The organism is Frankia nepalensis (assembly GCF_016786325.1).
GTDB classification, from domain to species: Bacteria; Actinomycetota; Actinomycetes; order Frankiales; family Frankiaceae; genus Pseudofrankia; species Pseudofrankia nepalensis.
On record NZ_JADWYU010000232.1, the window covers coordinates 1 to 24,763 of the forward strand.

Genomic DNA, 24,763 nt, shown 5'->3' on the forward strand with positions numbered 1-24,763 from the left:
CGGTTTTGGGGGGGCGCGTTATGGGGGATTGGGCCACTATCGGCGCTCCGCCGTCGGGGCGCTGGGCGCCCCGACCGACCTGGTGCTGGGGTCAGGCCGGGAATCAGGGCAGGACCTGTCTCTGGTCAGGATTTTCGGCGCGATCCAGCGGAGGTCGCGTGCGCGGACCCGGACCTCCCAGATCGCGTCGCGCGCGGCGGTGCCGGTCAGGTGCGGCCCTCGACCTCCTGGGCGTTCTTCAGCGTGTTCTCGTACGGCAGCCAGTCGGCGTGCACGACGGGCCAGCCGTCGTCGCGCAGGAGGCTGACGACGGCGGGGTCGTCGTCCACGACCACGGCGACCCGGCGGGTTCTGGCCAGCCGGCGCAGCTCGGCGCGCTTGAAGTGCCGCGCCGAGCGGCGGTCGTCGTCGGGACGCATCGTCAGGACGCCGGCGGGCAGCCCGTGCGCGCGCAGCCAGCGCTCGGTGTCGGCCCGGGAACGTTCCGGCCGGCCGGTCAGCCACACCACGTCATGGTCGGCGGCGAGCCCGAGGACCAGGTCGACGCCCTCCGGCAACGGCGGGTCGGCTGTGGCCGCGGCGAAGAAGGCATCCCAGTCGCCGGGCCGCTGGCGCAGGAAGCCCAGACGATGCCGGACATCGGCGACCACCCCGTCGACATCGATCACAGCGACCGGCCGCCCGCCGGCCGAGCCGGCGGCGTGCCCGCCGGCGCCGGGTACGGGCCGGCCGTCCGTCGGCCCCTCGGCGGCCAGCGCCTCGCTCGCCTCGTCCACGCCCAGACCTCCTCGCCGGCCCGCCGTCCGCGCCAGCCGGCGACCGTCGCCTGCCCGGACCCACCCCGGGCCCCCGCCGACGGCCGGGGCCGGACGTCCAGCATCCCGGCGTCCTGATTGTCCTTCCCGCGCGCGACGCGGGCTGTGTCCCACCCTGCCAGGCTTGCGGACCGGCGCGGAAGCTGGGGGGACGCGGCGGGCCAGCGCACGCCCCGGCCCGCCACGGGCCGTCGGCTGGGCCGGGGCCGGTCGCCCCGGGAGACGGAGGGACACAGCGGTCACGGGTGGTCGAGCGGTCACGGGACGGCGCCGTCCGGTACGGTCCAGACGGCGCCGGCCGAACAGGGCGCGCCGAGGGGGCACGCGAGGAGCGCGACTCCTCATCCCTGTACCGCCGGATCCGTTGCGTCGCCGGCGCGGCTGGACGCCTGGTGGCGCCGCTGGCACCCGGGTGGCCGTCGGCCGTTTCGCCAGACGGCCCGGTTTAGGGGACAACGGGGCCCAGTCGGGGAAAGGGTAACGGGGGTCTACCTTTTCTGGTCTAGCGTGATGTGTTGGCATTGCCAGCCGGCCGGTCGGGTTCGCTCCCGGGCGGCACCGGCGTGCCGTCATCGTCCGCACTGGTCGTGGGTCGTCTGTCAGGTCAGCGAGCGTGAGGAGGTCCGCGGTGTCGGGCAACCGGCGGGCACGCGCGCTCGCGGCCGCCGTCCAGTCCTCGCTGGCCGCGGCACTGGCCGTCGCCGAGCGGCTCGAAGGACAGGCCGACCGACTCGAGGGCGCGCGCGGCGCCGACGGCGCGGCTGGCGACCTCGACGGGCTGCTCGCCGGCGAGGGACAGGCCCAGGCGTTCACCGAGGCGGCCGAGCTGGTCTACGCGCAGGCCAAGGGGCTCGCCGGCGCGGGCTGGGGCACGTCGGCCTGGTCGGCGTTCGCCGCCGGAACCGGGACTGCCGGGGCCGGCGACGCGGTGGCCGCGACCGAGGACGGGTTCCGGCCGGGGCTGTGGCGCCTCGGCCGGGTTCTGGTGCCGCCGCCGGCCCGCGCCGTGCCGCTGGCCGTGCCGCTGCTCGACGCCGGCAACCTGCGCGTGTCCGCGCCGCGGGAGCGCCGCGCGGAGGCGGTCGAGGCGGTGCGCGGGCTGCTCACCCGGATCGTGGCGGCCGCGCCCGCCGGCCGCGTGGAGCTCACCGTCTACGACCCGTTCGAGCTGGGCGCGGGGCTGGCCGGGTTCGCGCCGCTGCGGGCCGCCGGTGTCGTCGGCCCCACGCTGACCACCCGTCCCGCGCTGGAGGCGGCGCTCGCCGAGCTGACGGGCCATGTCGGGCGGATCACCGTCGACCGGCTCGGCGGCTCGTTCGCGACCCTGCGGGAGCGGGAGGACGCGGGGCTGCCTCGCTCCGAGCCGTGGCGGGTGCTGGTCCTGCTGGCCTGGCCGTCGCTGCCCGACGAGGCCGCCCGGGCGCTGACGGGCCTGGCCGCGCAGGGCCCGGCGTGCGGGGTGCACGTCATCGCGCTCACCGAGCCGGACGGGCTTGACGCGCCGCCCGGCCGCCCCGGCGCCGGCCCGCTGCCCCACGAGGTCGCGCTGATCGCCGCGCCGGCCCCCGGCCGCTGGCAGTGCTCGCTCACCCCTGGCCTGAGCTGCGCCCTGGACGCCGCGGCGCCGGCCGACCTGGTCGCCGCGGTCGCCTCCGGCGTCGCCGCCGCGGCCACGGCCGCCGCGGCCAGCGCCCCCGGGCTCGGCGCGTTGCTGCCCGACCGGCTCTGGGAGCACGACAGCGCCGGCGGGATCTCGATGCCGATCGGGTTCGGCCCGGACGGGCCGTGCGCCCTGGCGTTCGACGACGACACCGTCCACGGGCTGGTCGGCGGGCAGGCCGGCGCCGGCAAGTCCACCCTGCTGCTCACCACGATCTACGGGCTGGCCGCCCGCTACGGCCCCGACCAGCTGCGCATGCACCTGCTCGACTTCAAGGAGGGGCTGGAGTTCGCCCAGTTCGGCCCGCGCGAGCGTGACCCGTTCTTCCTCCCGCACGCCGACACCGTCGGGATGGACAGCGACCGGGAGTTCGGCGTGGCCGTGCTGCGCCACGTCCGCGAGGAGATGTCGCGCCGCGCGGTGGCGATGCGCGCCGCCGGTGCCCGCGACCTGCGCGCCCTGCGCGCGATCGACCGCGGGCCGCGTCGCCCCGGCGCCTCCGGGGGCGCGAAGGAAGAACATTTTCGCACCCCCTTCGACGAGGCCTGGCCCCGCATCCTGGTGGTCATCGACGAGTTCCAGGTGATGCTCACCCCGCTCGACCCGGTCGCCCGCGAGGCGGTCGCCCTCCTGGAGACGCTGGCCCGCCAGGGCCGCGCCTACGGGATCCACCTGCTGCTGGCCAGCCAGACACTGTCCGGGATCGACGCGCTGGACGCCACGGCGGGCAAGCGTGGGTCGATCTTCGGCCAGTTCGCGCTCCGGGTCGCGCTGCGCACGTCGATCAGCGAGTCGCGGGTGCTGCTGTCCACGAACAACGAGGCCGCCGGCGCGCTGTCCGGAGTCGGCCAGGCGGTGGTGAACCGGCGTAACGGCCATCCCGCCGGCAACGAGCTGGTACGGGTCGCCCGGCCCGACACGGCGACGCTGGCCACGCTGCGGCGCCGGCTCGGCAAGGCGCTCGCCGCCACCGTCGACACCCCGCGCCCACCGCGGGTGTTCGTCGGCCACGCGCCCGCCGTCCTCGCCGCCAACCCGGCGTTCACGGCGCTGCGGCCCGCTCGTCCGGGCGCGCCGGCCGACCCGCTGGCGTTCGTGGGTGTCCCGCTGGACCTGGCGCCACCGGCGGTCGGGGTGACGCTGTCCGCCCAGCCGGGCCGCAACCTGGCGGTGCTCGGCCCGCTGCGCCGGGAGGCCGTCGGCGTGCTGCAGGCCGCGGTGCGCAGCGTCGCGGCCCAGGCGCCGCCCGGCGGGCTGCGGGTCGACCTGGTCGCGGCGAGCCACGAGACGCTCGGCGCCGTCGACGAGCTTGCCGCGGCGCTGCGCGCCGCCGGGACCGCGGTCACCGTCACGTCGATGACGGGGCTCGCGGGTGTCGTCACCGAGACCGCGGCGGAGGTGTCGCGCCGCGAGGGCGCCGCCCTGACCACGGCCACCGGCGAGCGGGGCGGGGGATTCCCGCTGCGGCTGCTCGTGCTGTTCGCCGCCGACGCGGCCCGCGCGGCCCTGGAGGCGCCGAGCGGCTCGGGGCGGCGCACCGGGCTGGACGACCTGCGGCTGGTGACGCGCCGCGGGCCGGCGGCACGGGTCCACCTGCTCGGCTGGTGGCGTGGCCCGTCACGCCTGCTCGACGACCTGGGCCCCGGCCACCGCGACGACATCGCCGCCTGGGTGGCCGTCGGCGTGCCGGGCAGCGACCTGTTCGCCCTGGCCGGGCATCGCGCCATCGCCGCCGGCACCGCGGCCAACCGGGGCGTGCTGTTCGACCGGCATGGCCGGGCCGAACCGCGCACGATCGTGCCGTTCGCCCCGCTGGACCCGGCACCCGACCAGGGCGTGGGCGGCGCCTTCCCGGCCGGCCATGAACTGGTCGGCCGGGACGCGGCCGGTGCCGGGGCGGGCGGCGGCGCGGCGGTGGGCGAGCCAGGACGGAGCGGGACAAGTGGCTGACCAGGACCGGATCGTCCCGTGGTACCCGGACGTCTCGGGTGCCGGCTACGACCCTGTGGGCGGAGCCCTCGCCGAGGACCCGAGCGGGCGCGCCGACGGCTACGACGGTCTCGAGCCCGCCGACGGTCTCGATGGCCCTGGCGGTTTCCACGCCGCCGACGACTTCGAGGCCGCCGACGGATTCGGCGGCCTCGCCGAGCCCGCGGTCGTCAGGCAGGTCCCACCGCCGTTGGCCCTCGGAGTGTCGGCCCGCTGGGAGGAGCCGGTGGACGGCCCGGGCGGCGCGGTCGGCTGGACGGGTGTCGGCGCGGGCGCGGACCCCGCCGAGCTCGACCCACGGGTCGCGGCGCGCCGCTTCGCGGCGCTGCTCACCGACGCGGACCGGGCTCGCGGCGAGCGCGCGGCGCTGCTGGCGGCTGGGCGGGAGGAGACGGCGGCCAAGGCCGAGCGGTACCGGGAGGCGGCCGGCGACGTCCGCGGCCAGGTCCGCCAGGTGTGGCGGCAGGTCGCCGAGTCGCTCGCGCCGTTCGGGGTGGACGACCTGGAACAGGTGCGCGCGAGCGCCCCCGACCTCGAGGCGATACCGGGGATCGGCCCAGGCGGCGCCGGCCGGGCTCGCCCGGCGCTCGGCCGCGGCCACGGCCGGGCTCGTGACGCGGACCCGCCCCCCGCCCGCCGGCGTCGCGCGCCCGTCGACGATCCCGCCGCGGCCGATCTCCCCGCCGGCGCGCGCGGGGGCGGCCACCACGGCGCGACGGCCGGCGGCGAGAGCCTCGACCTGCACTCCGAGCTGGACGAGGCCCGCCGGCAGTGCATGCGGGCGCTGGCCACGGCGGCCGAGCTGCGCGGCGTGCAGCGGGCGTCCTCGCCGCTGTCGATCGGCCTGGTCACCGCCGGCGCCTGCCTGCTGGCCGCGGCGCTGACCGTGGTGGCGCGGGTGTTCCTCGGCACCGCGGGCCTGCCCTGCCTGGTCGCGGGGCTGCTCGTCGGCGCGGGGGTGGTCAGCGTCGGCACGGACGGCGGCCCGAAGGCGGCGCTGCGCGCGGCGCTGCTGGCCGCCGGCGCGGCCGGCGGTGTGGTACTGGCGACGGTCCGGCTCGCCGACCAGGACCCGGTGGGGATCATCCTGTCACTGGTGGCGCTGGCGGCGGCGATCAGGTTCGGTCTCGGCTTCGGCGCGCCGAAGGCCGACAAGGTCGACAAGCCGGTGGCGCGGCGGCGTTAGCCGGGCAGGCGCCCGCCCGCGGGCGGGCCGGACGGTCGGGGGTCAGGCCGGCGGCGCGGCGCGTGGGCGCGCCGCCCGCCGGTGGAAGGAGAAGGGCACGGGTGTCAGGCTCGATCGCTGAGGTCAAGGCGCAGCTGGACGAGGCGTTCCGGCGGGCCGAGGAGGTCGCCGGGCAGATGGAAGGAGCGCTGACCCTCCTGGAGGAGGCGCAGGCGATGGTGATCGCGGCGACCGATGGCAGCGAGCACCATGCCGTCGAGCTGCTCACCGCCGCGCTCGTCGACACCCGGGACACGTTGGCGAACTCGCTCGCCGCGCTCGGCTCCGCCGTGCAGGAGGTCCGGGACTACCGCGACAGTCTGTGACGACCGGTCCGGGCCGCCCCGCCGCCCGGCAACCGTCGCGCCGGCCGCCGGACCCCTCCGGCGCCGGCGTGTCACCGCGCGACACCGCATCGTGGTGTTGCCTGTGCCACAGGGGATTGTTGTCTGAGCCCCGCCCGGTGGTAGTAACCGGGTGAAGGGTTGGGTAACAAGCGCCTAGTGGCGCCGCAACCGGCGGCACGGGCGCGCGTGCCTGACTACAGTCCGAATTGCCACCCGTGCGGCCGATTGTTCGGCCCGTGAACACCCGAGCGTGGGCGAGTCCCGTCGACGGGTGGGGAGCCGCGAGGGCTCCGGCACCGTCGACATCCGTCCACTCGCGGGAGGAGGGCCTGAGAGGGCCGCGCCGAACAGCACGCCGGCGGCAGGACCGCCGAGCTGACGAGGAACTGAACAGCGATCACCAGGAGGCCGCCCCCCGTGGCGCACACCGATGTGCTTGACCTGCCGCTGGTGCTGTTGTCCAACCGAGGCCCGGTCAGCTTCGACCGGGACGCGACCGGGCGGACCGTCAACCGGGGCGCGGGCGGGCTTGTCTCCGCTCTGGCCGGCCTGGCCGAGCATCTGGACGACGCGGTCTGGGTCTGTGGCGCGGCGACGGCGGAGGACGCCGCCGTGGCCGAGGAGGCCGCGGGCCAGGCGCTGCTCGTGCAGACCCATCCCATGCCGCACCTGGTCGACCCCCGGTTCGGCGACGCCGTCGTCGACGGACCATCGATCAAGGTCCGGGTGGTCGTCACCGACCCGGTCGCCTACGCCGACTTCTACTCGGTCTGGTCGAACCCGATCCTGTGGTTCGTCCAGCACGGGCTCTACGGCCGGTCGATGGCGCCGTCGTTCACCCGGGCCGAGCGCGAGGCGTTCGAGAACGGCTACGCCGCCGTCAACCGGGCCTACGCCGACGCGGTCGCCGACGAGGTGCGCGGCCGCGGCGGCAAGGCCCTCGTCCTGCTGCAGGACTACCACTTCTACCTGGTCGCCGAGCATGTGCGCCGGCAGTGCCCGGACGTCGTGCTCAGTCACTTCGTGCACATCCCGTGGCCCGGGCCGGACGAGTGGCGGGTGCTGCCGGCCGACATCCGGGAGCGGCTGCTGACCGGGCTGCTCGGCAGTGACGTGGTCGGCTTCCACACCCGCCGCTACGCCCGCAACTTCGTGCTGTGCGCGAGCGAGCTGCTGGGTCTGCCGATCGACCTGGACGCGCTGACCATCACGGTTGGTGATCGCACAGTGCGGGCCCGCTACTACCCGATCTCGGTGGACCCGGCGGCCCTGGACGCGACCCTGGCCAGCGAGCAGGTCACCGCGCATGTGTCGATGCTGCGCTACATCTTCGGCCTGGACGACGACCGACAGCTGATGCTGCGGGTCGACCGCACCGACCCGAGCAAGAACGTGGTCCGCGGCTTCCAGGCGTTCGGGGTGCTGCTGGAGCAGCATCCCGAACTGGTCGGCAAGGTGAGCTTCCTGGCGCTGCTGCAGCCCAGCCGCACGGACGTGCCCGAGTACGCCGACTACATCGCGCTCATCGGCGCGGTGGTCGCGGACCTCAACGCCAAGTACACCAAGGACGGCCGCCAGCCGATCGACCTGCGGATGGTCGAGGACTTCCCGCTGGCGGTCGCGGCCTTCTCGATCTGCGACGTGCTCGTGGTCAACGCGATCGCGGACGGGATGAACCTGGTGGCCAAGGAGGTCGCGGTCGTCAACCGCCGCGGCGGGGTGCTCGCGCTGTCGGAGACCGCCGGGGCGCACGAGGAGCTCGGCGAGTTCGCCGTCACGCTGCATCCCTTCGACATCCAGCAGATGGCGGACGCGTTCTACGCGGCGCTGACCATGCCGCTGGAGGAACGCCACCGCCGGCTCGCCGCCGCCGCCCAGCAGGTCCGCGCCAACGACGTCGCGCGCTGGCTCGCCGACCAGCTCGCCGACCTGCGCCGCGTCGCCGGCTTCTAGAATCCGCCCGCGCACCCGGGCACGGGCGAAGGCCCGCGCCCGGGTGTGCGAATGAGCCGTTTGGGCATGTTGTCGGCGCGGGTGCGCTGGAGCGCCCGGGACGCCGCCAGACGGATTCGGCCAGCCAGGGAGGACAGGGCGCGATGACGCGGACCGAGAACGACACGGGTACCAGCCTCAAGGAGACCGCGGCCAACTTCAGGGCGGCGGGTCAGGGACCGCCGGCGCCGGCCGGCGGCCACAAGAGGGGCAGCACCGGCGCCTGGACCGCCGTGACGCTGATCATCGTGGGTTTCATCCTGGGATGCTTCGCGCTGCCGACCCACTCCCTCGTGCTGTGGATCCTGGCCGGCGTGGCCCTGGTGGCCGGCGGCGTCGTCGGCCTGACCAGTCGGATCATGGAGCAGGCCTACTGACGGAGCAGGCGCCTACTGACGGACCGGGCGCGGCGCGGCCCGCCGTCGCCCGGTGGGCCGCCTCACGAGGCGTGCCGCAGGTGCTTCGGGGTGACGAAGGAAGCGAAGCGGGTGCAGGCCGGGCCGAGCTCGGCCCAGCGTCGGGTGCCCAGGTCGAGCACGGCGAGCGCCGCCGTCGGGAACGTCGGGATCTTCACCCGGTCGGCCGGCGGCAGCAGGGCCACGGCGAGGGTGTGGATGCCCGGGTTGTGCCCGACGAGCAGGACGCTGGGCACTCCGTCGTCGACGTCGCGCAGCCGGGAGAGCAGTTCCTCCGGTTCGGCGAGGTAGAGCCGGTCCTCCGTGAGCACGGGGACGTTGGGCGGGAGCGCCGGGGCGATCCGCTGCACGGTCTGCCGGGTCCGCAGCGCCGAGGAGCACAGGATGAGGTCGGGCGCGAGCCCCACGTCGGTGAAGTGCTCGGCGACCAGCGTGCACGCGTGCCGGCCGTCGCGGGACAGCGGCCGCTCGGCGTCGGGGGTCCCGGCGTCGGCCCAGTCGGACTTGGCGTGCCGCAGCAGCATCAGCCGCCGCCCGGTCAGCACCGAACTGCCCGGCTGCTGGCGAGGGCGCCGGCGGTACGCGGACGCCGAGCGGCGGCCGAGGGGAGGCGCGAGGCCAGCTGACCCGACGGGGAGCGCGGGCCGGTGGCTTCGGGCCGCCGAGTGGCCGGCGACCCGCCGCGCGACCGGTCCGGCCGCCGGGCCCGCCGGAGCCCGCGCGCGGAACGGGGCTCACCGCCTCGCTCACAGGACACGGTGGTCCTCCTCCTCGCGGCGGTGCCTCTCACGGTAGTGCCGCTCACGGTCGTGCCGCTGACGGTCGTGCGACGGCTGCCTGGCCGAACGGCCACAGATGCGGCCGAAGCCAAGGCTATTCCGAACGAGGTTCGGCGGGAAGCCGGTACGCGCGCCCGCCGGGTCCGGCCGGACCGGCGACGCCGATCCGGCCGGCCTTGGCGCGGATGCCGAGCGAGAAGCGGGGTGGAGCTGAGGGAACCGGCTGGCCCGCGCGGGTGGTCCGGGCGGGACGGCACCGGCCTCCCGGGGCGTCGCCTCCGGGGGCGGGTTGGTGCCGGCCAGGTCGGCCGGCGGGCCAGCGGGCGGATGGTACGGCTGGTGCGGGGTGCGTGCGTGGTACGCGGTCGGTCAGCTGGCGACGGTCGCGACCGGCAGCAGCCGGTCGGCGATGACCAGGGCGTCGTCGGCCGAGATCCGGCCGCGGGGGATGAGGTTGACGCGCTGGTCGGAGGTGAGCCCGCCCCACACGCCGTGCTCCTCCTGGCGGAAGATGGCGGTGGCCAGGCACGGCCGCCGTACGGCGCAGGTCGAACAGATCTTGCGGGCGCGGGCCTCGGCGGCGGCGCGCGCCTTGGTGTTGCGGCCGTCCGGTGGGAAGAACGCGTCCGGGTCGCCGTCGCGGCAGGCGGCGTCCTGGCGCCAGTACGCCGGCCAACCCGGGCCGTACGGCTGGGGCGGCAGGTCGCGTCCGGGCAGGACGGGAACACCCGCGCTCATCGCGCCACCTCCGGGGAGGCCGTGGCGGGCAGGACGACCAGGTTACTGGTGAGTAGCACGGTGGGCTGACTGGGCATACCGTCTCCTGCGAGTGCAATGCGGACAGGCGTACGGAGGACCGGTCAGCACCACGCGGGGATGCTGATGAGCGGTCCGACCGGTTGAGCCGAGTAGCCCCCGGGTGATCCGTGCAGATGTCCGGTGTTGGCCGGTACATGACCGGCGTCCCGCTGCTTGGAAACGAACCCGTCTCGTCTCGTTAACGGAGGAACGTAGACGTCTCTCGACCGGATAGCAAGGGTTCCGGAACGCGGACGTCCGAATATCCGCAGGGTGCCAGGACCGGTTGTCGCGGCGCCGCTCACCCTGCCCCGATGCCGGTCTCGGCGGGTCTGCCGCAGGGGGCGCGCCGGGACCGTTTGGGCCGGCCCGAGGGCTTGCGCGACGTCCTTCCGCCCGCGGATCAACGTTGCTACGCAGGGGTTTTCGGCATCGAGTGCCATCGGGCGCCCCCCGCGCGGCCAGCGCGGCACGGTCGCCTTGGGCCGGTCTGGCGAGGCTGCTCGGCGGGCCGCCCACGGCGCTTTCCGCGGTCGGGGGAGGCCGATCCCGGCCGGGCCGCGGGCTGTCCTCGAGCCGAAATGTGCGTAGGACCACAACGGCTCCGGGGGACTTGAAATTGTCCTTTGCGCCCCATCTTGCGTCGCGAGCGTCGGCGCGTTCCGCGCATGGCCGGCCCCGGGGGACACGGTTCGGTGGCGGCCGAGTGCGCGTCCGTCGCGGTCGGCTGTCGGGACGTGGCTCACGGGCGGGCGCGGGCGCGCGCGGTAGAGAGCTGGGCGCCAGCTCGCCAGCGTCACAAGATAGTCAACGCCGCTGACGCCGCGCGCCTCGGCGCGCGGCCGCGGGGAGGCGCGGAGGCGCGGAAGCGAGCGGAGTCGCGTTACCTGGCTGTAACATTATGCCCCCTTCGGGTGGGCGGAATGGGTGTTTGCGGCCCCGGGAACCGAGTCGGTTGCCCTCCGTCGTGGCAAGGAGACAATCCGTCCAGGGGGCGTCGTATTGTGCGGGGCGAGATGGCGCGGGGCCGTGGCGCGCGTGGCGACAGCGGCGGGACGGGAGGTGCTGGAACGGTGACCAGCGAGGCGGGTCGGCGCCGACCGCCGCTCCCACCGTCGTCGCCAGGGTCGCCGCCCGATCCGCCGCTCGCCGTGACGGTGCCGGCCTCCCGGCCTCCCGGCTCCTCCGCGGGGCGCGCGGGCCAGGAGCGGGCGCGGCCAGGCGGCCCGGAGCGGTCCGTCGGCCTGGGCGTCGCGCCCGAGATCCCGTCCGGCGCGGCGGAGCCGATCGGGCCGGACCGGTCCGGCGCGGCCGCCTCGCCGGGCCGCCTGCCCTCCCTGGCGGACACGCTCGTCGCGCTGTCCGAGGAGCCCGGCCTGCCCGAGGCGCCTCGCCTGGTCGCCGAGACCGCGCGCCGGCTCACCGACGCCGGGTACGGCGCGGTCGACCTGCTCGACGCCGACGGCCAGGTCGTCGACGTTGTCGGGGCCGGGGCCGACAACGACGTGGCGCAGGCCCTCGCGACCCCGCGGGAGGCGGCCGGCCCCGCCCCGGCCTACTCGACGCCCGCGACCTTCTTCGCCGCGCCGGTCGCGGTCAGGGGGATCGTCCTGGGGGTCCTGCGCCTGGTGGGCAAGCGCGGCGGCGGGCCGTTCACGCGGGAGGACGAGGCCGTGGCGACGGCGCTGGCGACGGCGCTGGCGGTCGTCCTCGACAATGCCCGGCTGCGGGAGGAGGCCCGCCGCGGGGCGTCCTGGCACGCGGCCAGCGGCGAGATCGCGGCCGCGCTGGTGTCGGTCGCGGAGCCGTGGTCGGCGCTCGACCTCGTCGCCCGCCATGCCCGTCGGGTCACCGGAGCCTGCCTGGCCGCGATCGTGCTGCCCGACCCGCGGCGCGGACTGGTCGTGACCAACGCGGACGGGCCGGGAGCCGACGGGCTGCGGGGCCTGGAGCTGCCGGTGGAGCGCAGCCCGCTGCTCGAGACCATGCGGGCCGGCCGGGCACGGCGCGTCGGCGCGGGCGAGCTCGCCGCGCTGCTGGGCCCGCCGGTCGAGCCCGCCGGCCGCGGCCGCGCGATGGTGGTGCCGATGGTCGCCGCCGGCCGCTCGGTCGGCGTCCTCGTGCTCGGCCCGCCGACGCCCGGCGTCTCCGCCGGATCCGGGGTTCCCGCCCGGTCCGCTGAGCCGGTCGGGCAGGCCGGGGACGGCCCGGCCGGCCGGTGCGACGCGGACGCGCCGTTCGTCGAGCTGGACCTGCGGATGGCGACGGCGTTCGCCGGGCAGGCGGCGCTCACCCTGGAGCTCGGCCGCCTGCAGCGCGACCGGGAGCGCCTCGCGGTGTTCGAGGACCGGGACCGGATCGCCCGGGACCTGCACGACGTGGTGATCCAGCGGCTGTTCGCGACCGGCCTGGGGCTGCAGATCCTGGCCCGGTCGGTGCCGGATCGGGCGGCGGCGCGGCTCACCGAGGCGGCGGGCGAGCTCGACCAGACCATCACCGAGCTGCGGCACACGATCTTCTCGCTGACCTCGCCGACGCCGGACGGCGCGCAGCTGCGCGCCGAGATCGGCCGGATCGTCGCGCAGGCGGAGCACTCCCTCGGGCTGCGCCCCGTGGTGCGCCTCGACGGCCCGGTCGAGCGGGTGCCGATGGTGATCCACCCGCATCTGCTCGCGGCGCTGCGCGAGGCGCTGTCCAACATCGCCCGGCACTCGCGCGCGAGGAGGGTCGGGGTCCTCGTCCTGGTCGGCGACGACGACGTCCTGGTCGAGGTGCACGACGACGGGGTCGGCCCGGGTGGGGCCTCGGTGACCAGCGGCCTGGCCAACCTGCGCCGGCGCGCCCAGGACCTGGGGGGCCACCTGGAGTTCGGGGCGGGCGCGGGGGGCGTGGGCACCCGGGTCCGCTGGCGGGTTCCGCTGGTGGGCCGTCCCACGCCGGCCAGCGGTGCCGCTGGCCCCGCCCCGCCGGGCCTGCCGCGTCCCTGAGGCGCCCGGCGTGCCCCTGTCCTGGCCGCCCGGCTGTCCTACGCCGCGGTCCTACGCCGTGGCGCTGTGTCTGCCGTCGTGCTGTGTCGCCGCGCTACGTCGGCATGGTCGGGCCGGTGCCTTCGCGCGCCGGCCCGGAACGCCCGGTCCTGGTCGGGAGCGGGACGTGCCCGGTCAGGTGCCGAGCTTGGTGGCGAAGACGGCGGCCTGGGTGCGGCTTTCCAGCCCGAGCTTGGACAGCATGCTGGAGACGTAGTTCTTGACGGTCTTTTCGGCCAGGTACATGCGATTGGCGATCTGCCGGTTGGTCAGGCCCTCGGCGATGAGCGCGAGGATGCGCCGCTCCTGGTCTGTGAGACCGGCGAGGCGCTCGTCCTCGGCGGGGCCCTGCCGCAGCCGGTAGAGGACCCGGGGGGTGACCTCGGGGTCGAGCAGGGACTGGCCGGCGGCGACGCGGCGGACGGCGTCGACGAGGGCGGCGCCGCGGATCTGCTTGAGCACATAGCCGGCGGCGCCGGCCATGATGGCCGTGAACAGGGCGTCCTCGTCGTCGAACGAGGTCAGGATCAGGCAGGCGATGCCGGCGTCGTTGGAGCGCACCTGGCGGCAGACCTCGATGCCGCTGCCGTCCTGCAGGCGGGCGTCGAGGACGGCGACGTCGGGACGCAGCGCCATGATCTTCTCGAGGGCCTCGTCGGCGCTGCCGGCCTCGCCGACGATCTCGATGTCGGGTTCCTCGGAGAGCAGGTCGCGCAGCCCCCGACGGACGACCTCATGGTCGTCGAGCAGGAAAATGCGGATCGTTCGGCCAGGTGGCGGCGCGGGCTGGCCAGTGGCCACCGCCGGAGCCCCGGCGGCGCCCGCGGGAAAACCCGCTCCCGCCGTTCGGACGTTCGCCGACGCGGGAATGTCCGCTGATACCTCTGACACCGTTGACCCCGCCAGACCCGCAGTCGTTGAAGACTCTCTGTATGTCACCTGATGCAACGAGAGTATAACGCGGCTGGAGGCTGAGCCGGCCTGGGCGGCTGATCGGAACAGTTCATCGGCGCGGCGCAAGGGCCCGATGGAACGGTAATTCGTCCCGGGTGATGAGCCGGCGGCGTTCGGCGACCTCTAGGCTGATCTCGTCGCGCATGGCCGCAGGTTGAACAACACTTCGTGAACCTGCGTTGCCATCGTGAACACGCCGCGTAAGGGGGTGGCTGTCCGGCCGCGGGGCGCGATACCCCGCATACCCGCCGCGCCCCATTTCGACGGGTCCCGGGGTACTTCTCGGGGATCCCGGCGGGGGCGGCCGCCGCCCGGGCGAGCCCCGCTGGCGGCGCCTCAGGGCTGCTCGCTCGCGGTCGAGGTGAGCGCCCCCTGGCCCGCCGCCCCGGCGGGGGCCTCGCCGGCGCGGCCCGCCGGCGCCGCGGGCGGTACCGGCTTCGTGGGGTCCTCGACGAGGGCGGCCGGCTCGGCGGCCAGCAGCGCGCGCCGGCCGCTCAGCGCGGCCAGCCCGACCAGGACGCCGCCGGCCGCGACCACGACGAAGCCGGCGCGGGCGCTGTGGGCGTCGACGAGGGCGCCGGCCAACGGCGAGCCGGCGGAGATGCCGGTCACCAGCGCCACCTGCAGCCAGGCGAACCCCTCGGTGCGCGCCTCGGCCGGCACCAGCCGTTCCATGAGCGCGTTGGCGCTGATCAGTACCGGCGCCACGGTCGCCCCGGCGAGCACCACCAGCGGCACCATCGCGACGACGTTCACCCCGGCCAGCGGCAGCGACAGTCCCACCGCCATCAGGCCGGTGGCGGCCAGGAACCGCCGCGCCACCGGGCCGCCGCCGCGGGCGCCGAAGAGCAGCCCGGACAGTCCCGAGCCGAACGCGAACAGCCCGAGCATGACGCCGGAGAATCCGCCGAGGCCGTGCTCGCGGGCGAACGCGACCGTGCTGAGGTCGATCGCGCCGAACGTGATCCCGACGACGCAGACCACGAGCAGCAGCGCCCGCGGCGCCGGGTCGCGCAGCACCCGCAGCCGGGGCGGGTCCACAGCCGCCGGCAGGGGGCCCGGGTCGCTGCCGCGCTGCGCGACCAGCGCCAGCGTGCCGGCGGTCAGCAGCACCCCCGAGGCGATCAGCCCGGCCGTCGGCGTGACCGAGGTCGCCAGGACGGTCACCAGCACCGGCCCGCAGATGAAAATGACTTCGTCGAGGGCGGCCTCCAGCGCGAACGCGGCGCCCAGCAGCGGCGAGCCCCCCAGCCGCAGGCTCCACCGGGAGCGTACGCAGGCGCCGACGGGCGGGAGGAACCCGCCGGCCAGCGCCCCGGCGACGTACCACAGCGGGCGGGGCGCGCCCGTCTCGACGGCGGCCAGCAGGCCGACGAGGCCGACGAGATGCCCGGCCAGGCACAGCAACAGCACCCGCGCCTGGCCGTACCGGTCCAGTGCCCGCCCGAGCCGGGCGGCGAGCACGGCCTCGGCGAGCGTGCCGACCGCGATGATGCTGCCGCCGGTGCCGTAGGAACCGGTCGCCTGCTGCACGTAGAGCACGATGCCGATGGACAGCATGGAGATGGGCAGCCGGCCGACGAACGCGGCGGGGACGAAGCGGGTGGCGCCCGGGGTCGCGAGCGCCTGCCGGTACACGGAGGCCATAGCGGCTCCACCCTGCCCGACTGGAAGCAAGGAATCCAACGGATTACCGGCGAACCGCCTCACAACCCGCCTGGCCGCGCCCTGTCTACCAGCGCCACCTGTCTACTGGCGCCGGCTGTCTACCGGTGCCGGCCGTGGCGGGACGGGTTGATCCAGGTGGTGTCGCGGACCCAGCGGGTCGCGGGGGCGTGCTCACGGGGCCGCGGGCCCGCGGCGCGCAGCCGGCGGACGAACGGGAGCGCGACCAGCAGCCCGAACACGAACCCGGCCACGTGGGCGCCATAGGCGACCGAGCCGCCGGAGGACACCCCGATCCCGGCGAAGTACAGGTACTGCAGGACGAACCAGAACCCGAGCACGATCCAGGCCGGAAGCCAGAAGGGGATGAAGAACAGGATCGGCACGAGGCCGATGACCTTTGCCCGGGGGAAGATCACGACGTAGGCGCCGAGTACCCCGGCGACCGCGCCGGACGCGCCGATCAGGGTGTCCACCGACTCGGGCTGGGCCGCGGCGAAACCGTATGCGGCGACAAATCCGCAGGCGAGGTAGAAGACAAGGTAGCGCAGCCGGCCCATCCGGTCCTCGACGTTGTTCCCGAACACTCCGAGGAACATCATGTTGCCGAGCAGGTGCAGCCAGCTGCCATGCAGGAACATCGACGTCACGACGGACAGCACCGGGTTCTTGTCGAACGGCGGTGGACTCGTTCTTTCGCAGACGGTGGTCCCGTCCTGGCCAAGAGTGAGCTCGCCGGTGTCCCCGGCCGGTAGCTGCCTGCCGGTCAGCAGCTCCTTCGGAACCGCTCCCCATTGCTCGAAGAATCGCCGCTGCTCGCACACGCTCGCGGCCTGGCTGTCCTGGCCCCGGCCGAGAATCGATGTGGCGACCGGCGTGAACAGCGCGAAGACGAGTACGTTGGCGGCGATGAGCGCCCAGGTGACGACCGGGCGGCGCCGCAGCGGGTTGATGTCGTGGAGGGGGATGACCACCCCCGACATCCTGCCGAAGCGGGCGAACCGGGCCGCCGCCGGGGCAGGCGACCGGATACGCCGGCGCCGCGCCGCGCTGGTGCCCCGCCCGGTGCCGGTGGCCGCCGTCACGCCGACAGCGGGAAGGCGGGCGCGGCCATCGGCATTCTCCCGTGCGTGCCAGCCGCCACTCCCGCCCCCGAGGCGCCCCCGCCCAGGTCGCCCACCCCACCGTCGTCCCGGTCCACGCCCGTGAGGACCGCCCCGACCGGGCCGCCGTCCGCCGCTCCCGCGGTCGCGCGTGCCCGGCCGCGCTGGCCGGTGCTCGGCCGGTCCGCCGGGCTGGCCGTGGCGGTCTACGCGTTCGCGGTGACGATGGCCGGCACCACGCTGCCAACGCCGCTCTATCCGGGCTACCAGGCCGAGTTCGGCTTCTCCCAGCTGATGGTCACCGTCATCTTCGCGACCTATGCCGTCGGGGTGATCGTGGCGCTGCTGCTGTTCGGGCGGCTGTCCGACCGGATCGGGCGGCGGGCGACGCTGCTGCCGGGGCTCGCGTTGTCCGCGGCGAGCGCCGTCGTGTTCCTGCTCGCCGGCGGGGTCGGCGAACTGCTCGTCGGCCGGGTGCTGTCGGGCCTGTCCGCCGGGATCTTCACCGGCACGGCGACCGCGGCGATCGTCGACCTCGCCCCGCCCGGCCGCGCCGCCCGCGCGGCGCTGCTGGCGACCGTGGCGAACATGGGCGGCCTCGGCCTCGGCCCGCTGACGGCGGGGCTGGTGGCCCGCTTCGGGGACGAGCCGCTGCGGCTCACGTTCGTCGTCGACCTCGTCGCGCTCGCCCCCGCCGTGATCGGGGTCCTCCTGATGCCGGAGACGGTGCCGCCGGCGGCCCGCGGCCGCGCCGCCGGGTCCGGGCCGCTGGTCTCCCGGCCGCGCGTGCCCGCGGCGGCGCGCGGCGTCTTCGTCCGGGCGGCGCTCGCCGGTTTCGCCGGTTTCGCGGTGCTCGGCATGTTCACCGCGGTCGGCCCGGCGTTCCTGGGCAGGGAGCTGGGGGTGCACAGCCCGCTGGCGCCCGGGCTGCTCGTCGGCGGGGTGTTCGCCGCGTCCGCCACCGGTCAGCTCGTCGCGCGCCGGGCCGGGCCGGCCGTGGGGCTACCGACGGGTGCCGCGGGCCTCGTCATCGGCGTCGCCGCCACGGCGCTGGGGCTGCTGTTCTCGTCGCTGACGCTGCTCGTCGTCGGCGGGCTGCTGGCCGGCGCAGCCCAGGGCCTCAGCTTCGCCTCCGGGCTCGGCGCGCTGCTGGGCGCGGCACCTCCCACCGCGCGGGCGGAGACGTCCTCGGCGTTCTTCGTCGTCGCCTACGTCGCCCTCTCGCTGCCGGTCGTCGGCATCGGCGTGCTCGCGCAGCTGACCACCCTGCGAACCGCCGGGCTGGCGTTCACCGCCGCCGTCGCCCTGCTCGCCCTCACCGTCCTGGCCCTGCTGCGCCGGTCGGCGGGGAGGGCGCCCACCAGCCCGCCCGCCGCCGCCGGGCCATCGGGACGCTAGGGGCCCGCCCATCCCCGGGAGCAGGGAACCGCGTCGCCTGGTCGGGGCCCACGGGCGGACCAGTGGCCGCCGCGCACCGGCCGGGCCGCCGTCGGGCACAGTGGGGGCGTGGAGCTGCTGAGTGTGGCGGTAGCGGACGGGGCCGGCGGAGCGCCGGCGGCGGCGCGGCTGGTGGAGCGTGACCGGGCCGTCGTCTGGCATCCGTACGCGGCGGTGGGGCCGGACGCCCGCTCGCCGCTTTTCCCGGTCGCGTCGGCGTCCGGGGTCCGCCTGACGCTGGCCGACGGGCGGGAGCTCGTCGACGGGATGTCGTCCTGGTGGGCGGCGATCCACGGCTACCGGCACCCGGTCCTCGACGCCGCGGCGCACGCCCAGATCGACACGATGTCGCATGTCATGTTCGGCGGCCTCACCCACGAACCGGCCGTCCGGCTCGCCGAGACGCTCGTGGCCATCACCCCCGCGCCGCTGCGGCGGGTGTTCCTGTGCGACTCGGGGTCGGTGTCCGTCGAGGTCGCCATCAAGATGGCGCTGCAGTACTGGACCGGCCGGGGCCGGCCGGAACGGACCCGGCTGCTGACCGTCCGGCGCGGCTATCACGGCGACACCTCCGGCGCGATGGCGGTCTGCGACCCGGACACCGGCATGCACCACCTGTTCACCGGCCTGCTGTCGCACCACCTGTTCGCCCCGGCGCCGGCGTGCGCGTTCGACGAGCCGTGCACCGACGCGCACGTCGCCCCCTTCGCCGCGCTGCTGGCGGCGCACGCCCACGAGCTGGCCGCCGTCATCATCGAGCCGGTGCTGCAGGGCGCGGGCGCGATGCGCGGCTACGCGCCGGGGTTTCTCGCCCGGGTGCGCGCGCTGTGCGACGCGCACGGCGTGCTGCTCATCGCCGACGAGATCGCGACGGGGTTCGGCCGGACGGGTGAGCTGTTCGGCTGCGACCACGCCGGGATCAGCCCGGACATCATGTGCGTCGGCAAGGCGCTGACCGGCGGCTACCTGACGATGGCGGCGACGCTGTGCACCGAGGAGGTCGCCGACGGGGTGTGCGCCTCGGAGGCGGGGGCGTTCATGCACGGCCCGACGTTCATGGCCAACCCGCTGGCCGCGGCGGTCGCGAACGCGAGCCTCGGCCTGCTGCTGGGCTCCCCGTGGCGGGCGACGGTGCGCCGCATCGAGACGGAGCTCGCCGCGGGGCTGGCGCCCGCGGCGGACCTGCCGGGCGTCGCCGAGGTGCGCACCCTCGGCGCGGTCGGCGTGATCGAGACCCGCGAGCCGGTGGACATGAGCGTCATCCAGCCGCTGCTGGTCGACCTGGGCGTCTGGATCCGTCCTTTCGGCCGGCTCGTCTACACCATGCCGCCGTTCATCACCTCGACCGCCGACGTCGCCACCCTCACCTCGGCGATGGTCGAGGCCGTCGCCCGCGTCACCGGCTGACCGCCGCCCCCGGGCACCGTGGCCGGCCGCCGCCGCCCGGGCGCGCTTCCCGCGATGGGCGGTGACAGCGGTCACGGCGGGCATATGCTTCCGGCCGTGGAGATCTTCGACGATCTGGCGGCGGAGCTGGACAACCTCGACCGGATCCTCGCCGGCCTCGACGAGAAGGCGTGGCTGGCGCCCTCGGCGGCGGCCGGCTGGACGGTCACCGACGTGGTGCTTCACCTGGCCCAGACCGAGGAGTCGGTCGCCTCGACCGTCGCCGCCGGCCACGCCGCCGGCCCCGCCGGATCCGGGCCCTCCGGCGGGCTGCTGGCGCTCGCCGGCGCCGCGCCAGGTACCTCCGTCGACGACGCGGTCGACGCCTGGGTGCGCCGCGAGCGGGCCGCGCCCGACGTCGTCCACGCGCGCTGGCGGGCGGCCAGGGTCGCCTCCGTCGCCGCGCTGCGCGCGGCCGACCCGGCCACGCCGCTCGCCTGGGCCGCCGCCTCGCTGCGCCCGGCGGCGCTGGCGACCACCCGCCTCGCCGAGCACTGGGCGCACGCGCTGGACATCACCGACCCGCTCGGGATCCCGTTCCCCGACACCGACCGGCTTCGCCACGTCGCCTGGCTCGCGCACCGCACCCTGCCCTACGCCTACGGGGCTCTCGGCGAGCAGGCCCCGGCGCTGCGCTGCGCGCTGACCGCGCCGGACGGGGTGACCGTCTGGGAGTACGGCCCCGCGGACGCCGAGTCGTCGATCAGCGGCCCGGTCGGCGCGTTCTGCCGGGTCGGCGCCCGCCGTCTCGCCCCGGACGCGGCGGGCCTGATCGCCGAGGGCCCGGACGCCTCCCGCGCGCTGGCCCTGCTGCGCACCTACGCCTGACCGGTGCCTGGCCGGGCGCGGCCCCGCTTGGCCCTCGCCGCCGGGCGGCGGCGAGGCGCCGGGGCCGGACGGGGTGGCGCCGCGGCGGGACCGCCTGGCTGACTCTCCGGCCCGGATAGGGCACTATCGGCGAGATCGGCGCATCCGTGGCGGGTATGCGTGGCCACGCGGCGTCCTACTGATCACGGCCGGCCCGAGGGGGAACGGGGAGGGGTGCGATGACGTCGGCTGTGCCGGCCCCGGCGCCGCCAGCGGACGGCGACCCGGGCGGGGCGCCCGGTGCCGGCCCCGGTCCCGCTGGCCAGGCCCCGGCGCCGCCACCCGCTCCGCCGCCACCCGCTCCGCCGCCACCCGCTCCGCCGCGGCCTGATCCGCCGGAGCCCGCCGGCGCGGACCGCCGCGAGCGCGCCGGCGGCGACGGCGCCGGGGAGAGCGCCTTCGAACGGCGGTTTGGCCTGGCCATCACGGCCGCGGCTCCGACGACGGTCATCGGCGCCCTGCTCTTCTGGTTCGGCTATGTGACCAGCGTGTCGCAGTACGACTACTTTGGCGTCAGCCTGCAGATCATCGGTTTTTCCAACCAGGACTACCTGCTCAGCGGTTTCGAGGCGCTATGGCCGCCGTTGTTCCTGTCCGCGTTGACCTGTGCGCTGTGCATGTGGGGGCACGGCGCCCTGACGGACCTGCTGGACAGGGACGGAGCGCCGACGGCCGGCAGCCGCGCCCAGCGGGCGGTGCGCGCGGGCGCCGGCGCGGTCCTCGTGGCGGGTGCCGGCCTGCTCGCCCGGGGACTTGTCGGCGTGCTGGTGCCCTCGGTGTCCGCGTCCGAGGGGATCCCGACGACGGCGCTCTGCCTGACCGGCGGGGTGATCGCCCTGGCCTACGGCCGGTTCCTGCTGACCAGGTACGGGTTCGGCGCGACACCGCGTGGCCGGCTGTCGCCGAGGCTGGAGCAGGCGGCGTCCGCCCTGGTGGTGGCCTTGACACTGCTGAGCGTGTTCTGGGCGGTCAACACCTACGCCGCCGCGTATGGACGGGGCCAGGCCGCGCAGGTGAGCCGGTCGCTGTACAACCTGCCGGCGGTCGTGCTGGACACGAAGGACGACCTGGTGATCAGGTACGACGGTGTGGAGGTCTTCTCGCTCGGTAATGGCGAGTTCAAGTACCGGTATCGCGGATTCCGGCTGTTGCTCGCCTCCGACGACAAGTTCTTCCTCATCCCGGACCGATGGACGGCCGCCAGCGGCGCCGTCCTGGTGGTCGCCGACGACGACGCCGTCCGCCTTCAGCTTTACGCGACCTGAGTCGGCTCCCGCGCGACGGGTCGGTCAGGAGATCGACCGGACCGCCGGGCTGACCGAGCCGTCGTCCGTGCTCCCGCCGTCCACGTCCCCGCCGTCGGTACTCCCGTCGCCGGTGCCGTCGCCGGTGTCGTCGGTCTGCCCGGCGTTGTAGGTGGCGCTGTCCGACCAGCTGATGGTGATCGGGTTCGCCCGGGACGGCTGGCGGTCCACGACCTTCGGGTCGTCGCATCCCTGGGCCGTGGTCGTCACGCAGGTGGCGCGGTAGGTGATCACGACCTGTCCCTCGACGCGTTCCGTCGGCGTCGGCCCTGCGAGCTCGACGCCCAGCCAGCACGCCGGTCCCAGGTCCTCCACCTCCCGGAGCGCCGCTCCCGCGGCGCATGCCGGGACCTGGAGCCGGTCCAGCTCGCTCGTCGGGAGGGGCCCGCTGTTGAGGGTCGACGGGTAGCAGGCCCGCAGGGTCGCCCGGGACGCGATGAGCGCGAACGGCGAGTCGGAGTTCATCGCGGTGATGCTGATGTCCTCGGGCAACTCGCCGGCGAGGCGGTCCAGGTACAGCACGGGGCAGTACCGGTACGTGCCGTCCGGGTCCCCGTCGGGCGGGAGCAGCTGGCCCGGGTTGGCCGGGTTGGTGTCGTTGCGGTTCGGCCCCCCGACGATGATGACCTCCGGCCGGTTGCCGCGGGTCGTGACCGGCGGGGAGTTCGGGCCGAGCCGCCCGGAGTCGGTCGGGATCGCCCCCGCGGTGTCGGTGGGGACGGGCGCGACCGTCGGCGGCGGGCCGCCACCGGGCCGCGGGCCGGGCGGGTCGCCGCCGCCGCACGCGGCCAGCAGCCCGGCGGCCAGGGCCACCGCGGCGAGCCGAGGCCCGAGGCCTCGGACGGCGCCCGGCCCGGTGGCTGTCGGGGTGTGATGCGCGGCGGCCTCATGCATGGCAGCTCCCCGTGTGCCGCGTGGCGCTCATGTCCACCCGGTGGGTGGGCGTGGCGCAAGCGTAGGTCGCCGGAAGGCGCCGGAAGCCCGGGGCGCCGAAAGTTCAGTGCTAGCACGGACGGAGGCCGCGCCGATCGGCAGGCTGGTCGACGGCGTTGCCGGGTGGACAAGATAGTCCACGGTGTTGACGGCGCGGCCCGCGCGCGGGCCAGCGGGGGTGGTCACCAGGCAGCGGTGACCGGCGCCGGGGACGTCAGGTCGGCAGGTAGCCCGGCAGGCCGCCCGGCCGGCGGCGTCGACGCAGCACCACCCGGCGCGAGCCGTCGGGGAAGAGCCGCAGCCGCTCGAGCTCCCAGCCGCCGAACTCGGCGTGCATGGTCAGGACCGTCTGCGCCGTGCGCCGGTCCGTCCCCGGCGGCATGTACAGCCGCTGGTACTCGACCTCCATATGACGACACGGTAACGGGCAGGTAGATCGCGGGTGGGGGTTTCGGGGCGACTCGACCGTCCGATGACGCAGGCCACGGGGTGGCGTTCGCGCAGGCTGCCGGCCCGGTCACGCGGCGTCGCGGCGGTCGAGTCGCCCCGGTCAGGACGGTCAGGACTGAGAACCGTCAGGACGGAGGGCGCGTCGGACCGGGGGCGTCGGAGCCGGGGCGTGGCGGGGCAGGGGAGCGTCCCAGGGCTTCAGGGGACGTAGGACAGCGTGAACGCGAGCGTGGCGTAGACCGTCATCATCGTCGCCGACAGCGCGAGGACGAACGGCCACACGGTGCGCCGGCCGCAGACGATGGCGGCGACCATGAGGAAGGGGAACGCTCCGAACAGGTAGCGCTCCGAGGAGTCCAGGTTCGAGCCGGTCAGCACCATCAACAGCACCAGCCCGGACCACACCGGGTAGCTCGCCGGCAGCAGCCGGGCCATCGCGACCAGGCCGGCCAGCGCCAGCAGGATCCACGGCACGTGCAGCGCGGTGCCGACCTCGCCGTCCAGCGCGCCGCGCGCCGCGTCCCACAGCACCGCCAGCGGGTTGCCGGTGCTGCCGTGGCGGGCGGAGTCACGCTGCATGGTCAGCGGCGCGAGCCCGTCGTGATAGGTCGCCGCCGACCAGGCGACGTACAGCCCGGCGCCGACGGCCGGGGCGACGACGGCCACCGACCGGGGCAGCCAGGCGCGCAGCGCCCGGGAACGCGGCCCGCGGGCGGCCTCGATGATCATCGGCGCGACGAGCAGCAGGCCCAGCGGCCGGCACAGCCCGCTGGCGAGCCCGGCGAGCGCGGCCAGCTTCCAGTGCCCTGTCCTGGCGGCGAGGAACCCGGCGACGGCGAACAGCATCGCCAGCGCCTCGGAGTAGCCCATCACGAGCACGAACGCGGGCGGGGCGAGCGCCGACAGCCAGATCACCCGGCGGATCGCCGCGTCCGGGAGCCCTTCGGCGCGGGCGAGCCGGGCGAGCAGCACGGTCAGCGCGAACGCCAGCGCGTTGACGACCACCAGCAGCACGGCGCCCTCGCGGCCGGCGAGCCCCGGGGCGGCGCAGATCCCGCGGACCAGCAGGGGCAGCAGCGGGAAGAACCGGCGGCTCTCGTCGCCGGCGCCGTCGTAGCCGTGCTTGGCGATCGTCTCGTACCAGCCGGCGTCCCAGCCGAGCAGCCCCGTGTGCTTGAGGGTGCCGCCGTCCTCGGCGACCGCGTCGGCCAGGAAGCGGACCAGCCCGAGCGCGGCGAGGACGACGAGCCGGCCGGCGAGCCAGGCGGCGGCGGCCTCGCGCACGTACCAGCTCGTCAGCCAGCGGCCGCGGTTGACGTCGGGGGCGACGCCGTCGGTGAGACCGAAGCGGCGCCGCGCGCCGCCGGACGCGGTGGCCGTGGCCGGGTCCGCCAGCACGACGAGCATGTTGTCGATCTCGTCGGCGTACCGGCGGGAGCGGTCGCCGTCGCGGCGGGCCGCCCGGTGCGCGCCGGGCTGGCCGGGGCGGCGCCGGTCCGCCGGCTGCAAGCCGGTCCCGTCGGCCAGTTACTGTATCTTATAAACATAAGACGCAGC

19 protein-coding genes are annotated in these 24,763 nt (G+C 75.7%); 10 read left to right on the forward strand and 9 right to left on the reverse strand.

What is annotated here, in order from left to right; translation table 11 throughout:
* Positions 1 to 206 precede the first annotated feature (206 nt).
* On the reverse strand, positions 207 to 668 hold the full coding sequence (locus tag I6A81_RS36495; protein WP_203006256.1) for a phosphatase domain-containing protein: 462 nt from the start codon (positions 666 to 668) through the stop codon (positions 207 to 209).
* Between the two features lie 775 nt (positions 669 to 1,443).
* Here I6A81_RS36495 and I6A81_RS36500 point away from each other — a divergent pair.
* The 5 genes from I6A81_RS36500 (at position 1,444) to I6A81_RS36520 (ending at position 8,405) form a co-directional block, all read left to right on the forward strand.
* Positions 1,444 to 4,425, forward strand: coding sequence for an FtsK/SpoIIIE domain-containing protein (locus tag I6A81_RS36500; protein WP_203006252.1), 2,982 nt, complete (start codon positions 1,444 to 1,446; stop codon positions 4,423 to 4,425).
* A complete protein-coding gene (locus I6A81_RS36505) occupies positions 4,418 to 5,650 on the forward strand; it encodes a hypothetical protein (RefSeq protein ID WP_203006253.1) in 1,233 nt (410 codons plus the stop codon). Before I6A81_RS36500 ends, I6A81_RS36505 begins: the two co-directional genes overlap by 8 nt.
* Before the next feature lie 101 nt (positions 5,651 to 5,751).
* Positions 5,752 to 6,015 (forward strand): hypothetical protein, encoded by a 264-nt coding sequence (locus I6A81_RS36510; RefSeq protein ID WP_203005066.1) that lies wholly within the window; start codon positions 5,752 to 5,754, stop codon positions 6,013 to 6,015.
* Between the two features lie 438 nt (positions 6,016 to 6,453).
* Entirely contained in the window at positions 6,454 to 7,989 is a 1,536-nt protein-coding gene (locus tag I6A81_RS36515; RefSeq protein ID WP_203005067.1) for an alpha,alpha-trehalose-phosphate synthase (UDP-forming), read from the forward strand.
* A gap of 143 nt (positions 7,990 to 8,132) precedes the next feature.
* Complete coding sequence (locus tag I6A81_RS36520; protein ID WP_203005084.1) at positions 8,133 to 8,405, forward strand: hypothetical protein; 273 nt, start codon at positions 8,133 to 8,135, stop codon at positions 8,403 to 8,405.
* Between the two features lie 62 nt (positions 8,406 to 8,467).
* On the opposite strand, the gene I6A81_RS36525 is transcribed toward I6A81_RS36520, so the two are convergent.
* Both I6A81_RS36525 and I6A81_RS36530 read right to left on the reverse strand, forming a co-directional pair.
* Positions 8,468 to 8,968, reverse strand: coding sequence for a SixA phosphatase family protein (locus tag I6A81_RS36525; protein ID WP_203005078.1), 501 nt, complete (start codon positions 8,966 to 8,968; stop codon positions 8,468 to 8,470).
* A gap of 624 nt (positions 8,969 to 9,592) precedes the next feature.
* Entirely contained in the window at positions 9,593 to 9,961 is a 369-nt protein-coding gene (locus I6A81_RS36530) for a WhiB family transcriptional regulator (RefSeq protein ID WP_203005068.1), read from the reverse strand.
* A gap of 1,133 nt (positions 9,962 to 11,094) precedes the next feature.
* Here I6A81_RS36530 and I6A81_RS45900 point away from each other — a divergent pair.
* Positions 11,095 to 13,008, forward strand: coding sequence for a GAF domain-containing sensor histidine kinase (locus I6A81_RS45900; RefSeq protein WP_307875154.1), 1,914 nt, complete (start codon positions 11,095 to 11,097; stop codon positions 13,006 to 13,008).
* A gap of 174 nt (positions 13,009 to 13,182) precedes the next feature.
* On the opposite strand, the gene I6A81_RS36540 is transcribed toward I6A81_RS45900, so the two are convergent.
* The 3 genes from I6A81_RS36540 to I6A81_RS36550 all read right to left on the reverse strand — a co-directional run bounded on the left by I6A81_RS36540 (position 13,183) and on the right by I6A81_RS36550 (position 16,640).
* A complete protein-coding gene (locus tag I6A81_RS36540) occupies positions 13,183 to 13,848 on the reverse strand; it encodes a response regulator transcription factor (protein WP_307875155.1) in 666 nt (221 codons plus the stop codon).
* Between the two features lie 489 nt (positions 13,849 to 14,337).
* A complete protein-coding gene (locus tag I6A81_RS36545; RefSeq protein WP_203005070.1) occupies positions 14,338 to 15,648 on the reverse strand; it encodes an MFS transporter in 1,311 nt (436 codons plus the stop codon).
* Positions 15,649 to 15,767: 119 nt separating this feature from the next.
* A complete protein-coding gene (locus tag I6A81_RS36550) occupies positions 15,768 to 16,640 on the reverse strand; it encodes a rhomboid family intramembrane serine protease (RefSeq protein WP_203005080.1) in 873 nt (290 codons plus the stop codon).
* A gap of 231 nt (positions 16,641 to 16,871) precedes the next feature.
* On the opposite strand from I6A81_RS36550, the gene I6A81_RS36555 reads away from it, so the two are divergent.
* From I6A81_RS36555 to I6A81_RS36570, 4 genes are all read left to right on the forward strand, one after another.
* Positions 16,872 to 18,167: an MFS transporter gene (locus I6A81_RS36555; protein ID WP_203005071.1), complete on the forward strand. Its 1,296-nt coding sequence runs from the start codon at positions 16,872 to 16,874 to the stop codon at positions 18,165 to 18,167.
* Positions 18,168 to 18,275: 108 nt separating this feature from the next.
* Positions 18,276 to 19,613 (forward strand): adenosylmethionine--8-amino-7-oxononanoate transaminase, encoded by a 1,338-nt coding sequence (gene bioA, locus I6A81_RS36560; RefSeq protein ID WP_307875156.1) that lies wholly within the window; start codon positions 18,276 to 18,278, stop codon positions 19,611 to 19,613.
* A 96-nt stretch (positions 19,614 to 19,709) separates the two neighbouring features.
* Positions 19,710 to 20,480, forward strand: coding sequence for a maleylpyruvate isomerase family mycothiol-dependent enzyme (locus tag I6A81_RS36565; RefSeq protein ID WP_203010442.1), 771 nt, complete (start codon positions 19,710 to 19,712; stop codon positions 20,478 to 20,480).
* A gap of 218 nt (positions 20,481 to 20,698) precedes the next feature.
* A complete protein-coding gene (locus I6A81_RS36570) occupies positions 20,699 to 21,784 on the forward strand; it encodes a hypothetical protein (protein WP_203005073.1) in 1,086 nt (361 codons plus the stop codon).
* A 24-nt stretch (positions 21,785 to 21,808) separates the two neighbouring features.
* Here I6A81_RS36570 and I6A81_RS36575 read toward each other — a convergent pair whose 3' ends face one another.
* The 3 genes from I6A81_RS36575 to I6A81_RS36585 form a co-directional block, all read right to left on the reverse strand.
* Positions 21,809 to 22,717 carry a hypothetical protein gene (locus I6A81_RS36575; protein WP_203005074.1) on the reverse strand — a complete coding sequence of 303 codons (909 nt, stop codon included), beginning with the start codon at positions 22,715 to 22,717 and terminating at the stop codon, positions 21,809 to 21,811.
* Between the two features lie 253 nt (positions 22,718 to 22,970).
* Positions 22,971 to 23,165, reverse strand: coding sequence for a DUF5703 family protein (locus tag I6A81_RS36580; RefSeq protein ID WP_203005075.1), 195 nt, complete (start codon positions 23,163 to 23,165; stop codon positions 22,971 to 22,973).
* Positions 23,166 to 23,404: 239 nt separating this feature from the next.
* The gene (locus I6A81_RS36585; protein ID WP_238441591.1) at positions 23,405 to 24,715 is read right to left on the reverse strand and encodes a mannosyltransferase family protein; all 1,311 of its coding nucleotides are present in this window, start codon (positions 24,713 to 24,715) and stop codon (positions 23,405 to 23,407) included.
* Between the last annotated feature and the right edge of the window lie 48 nt (positions 24,716 to 24,763).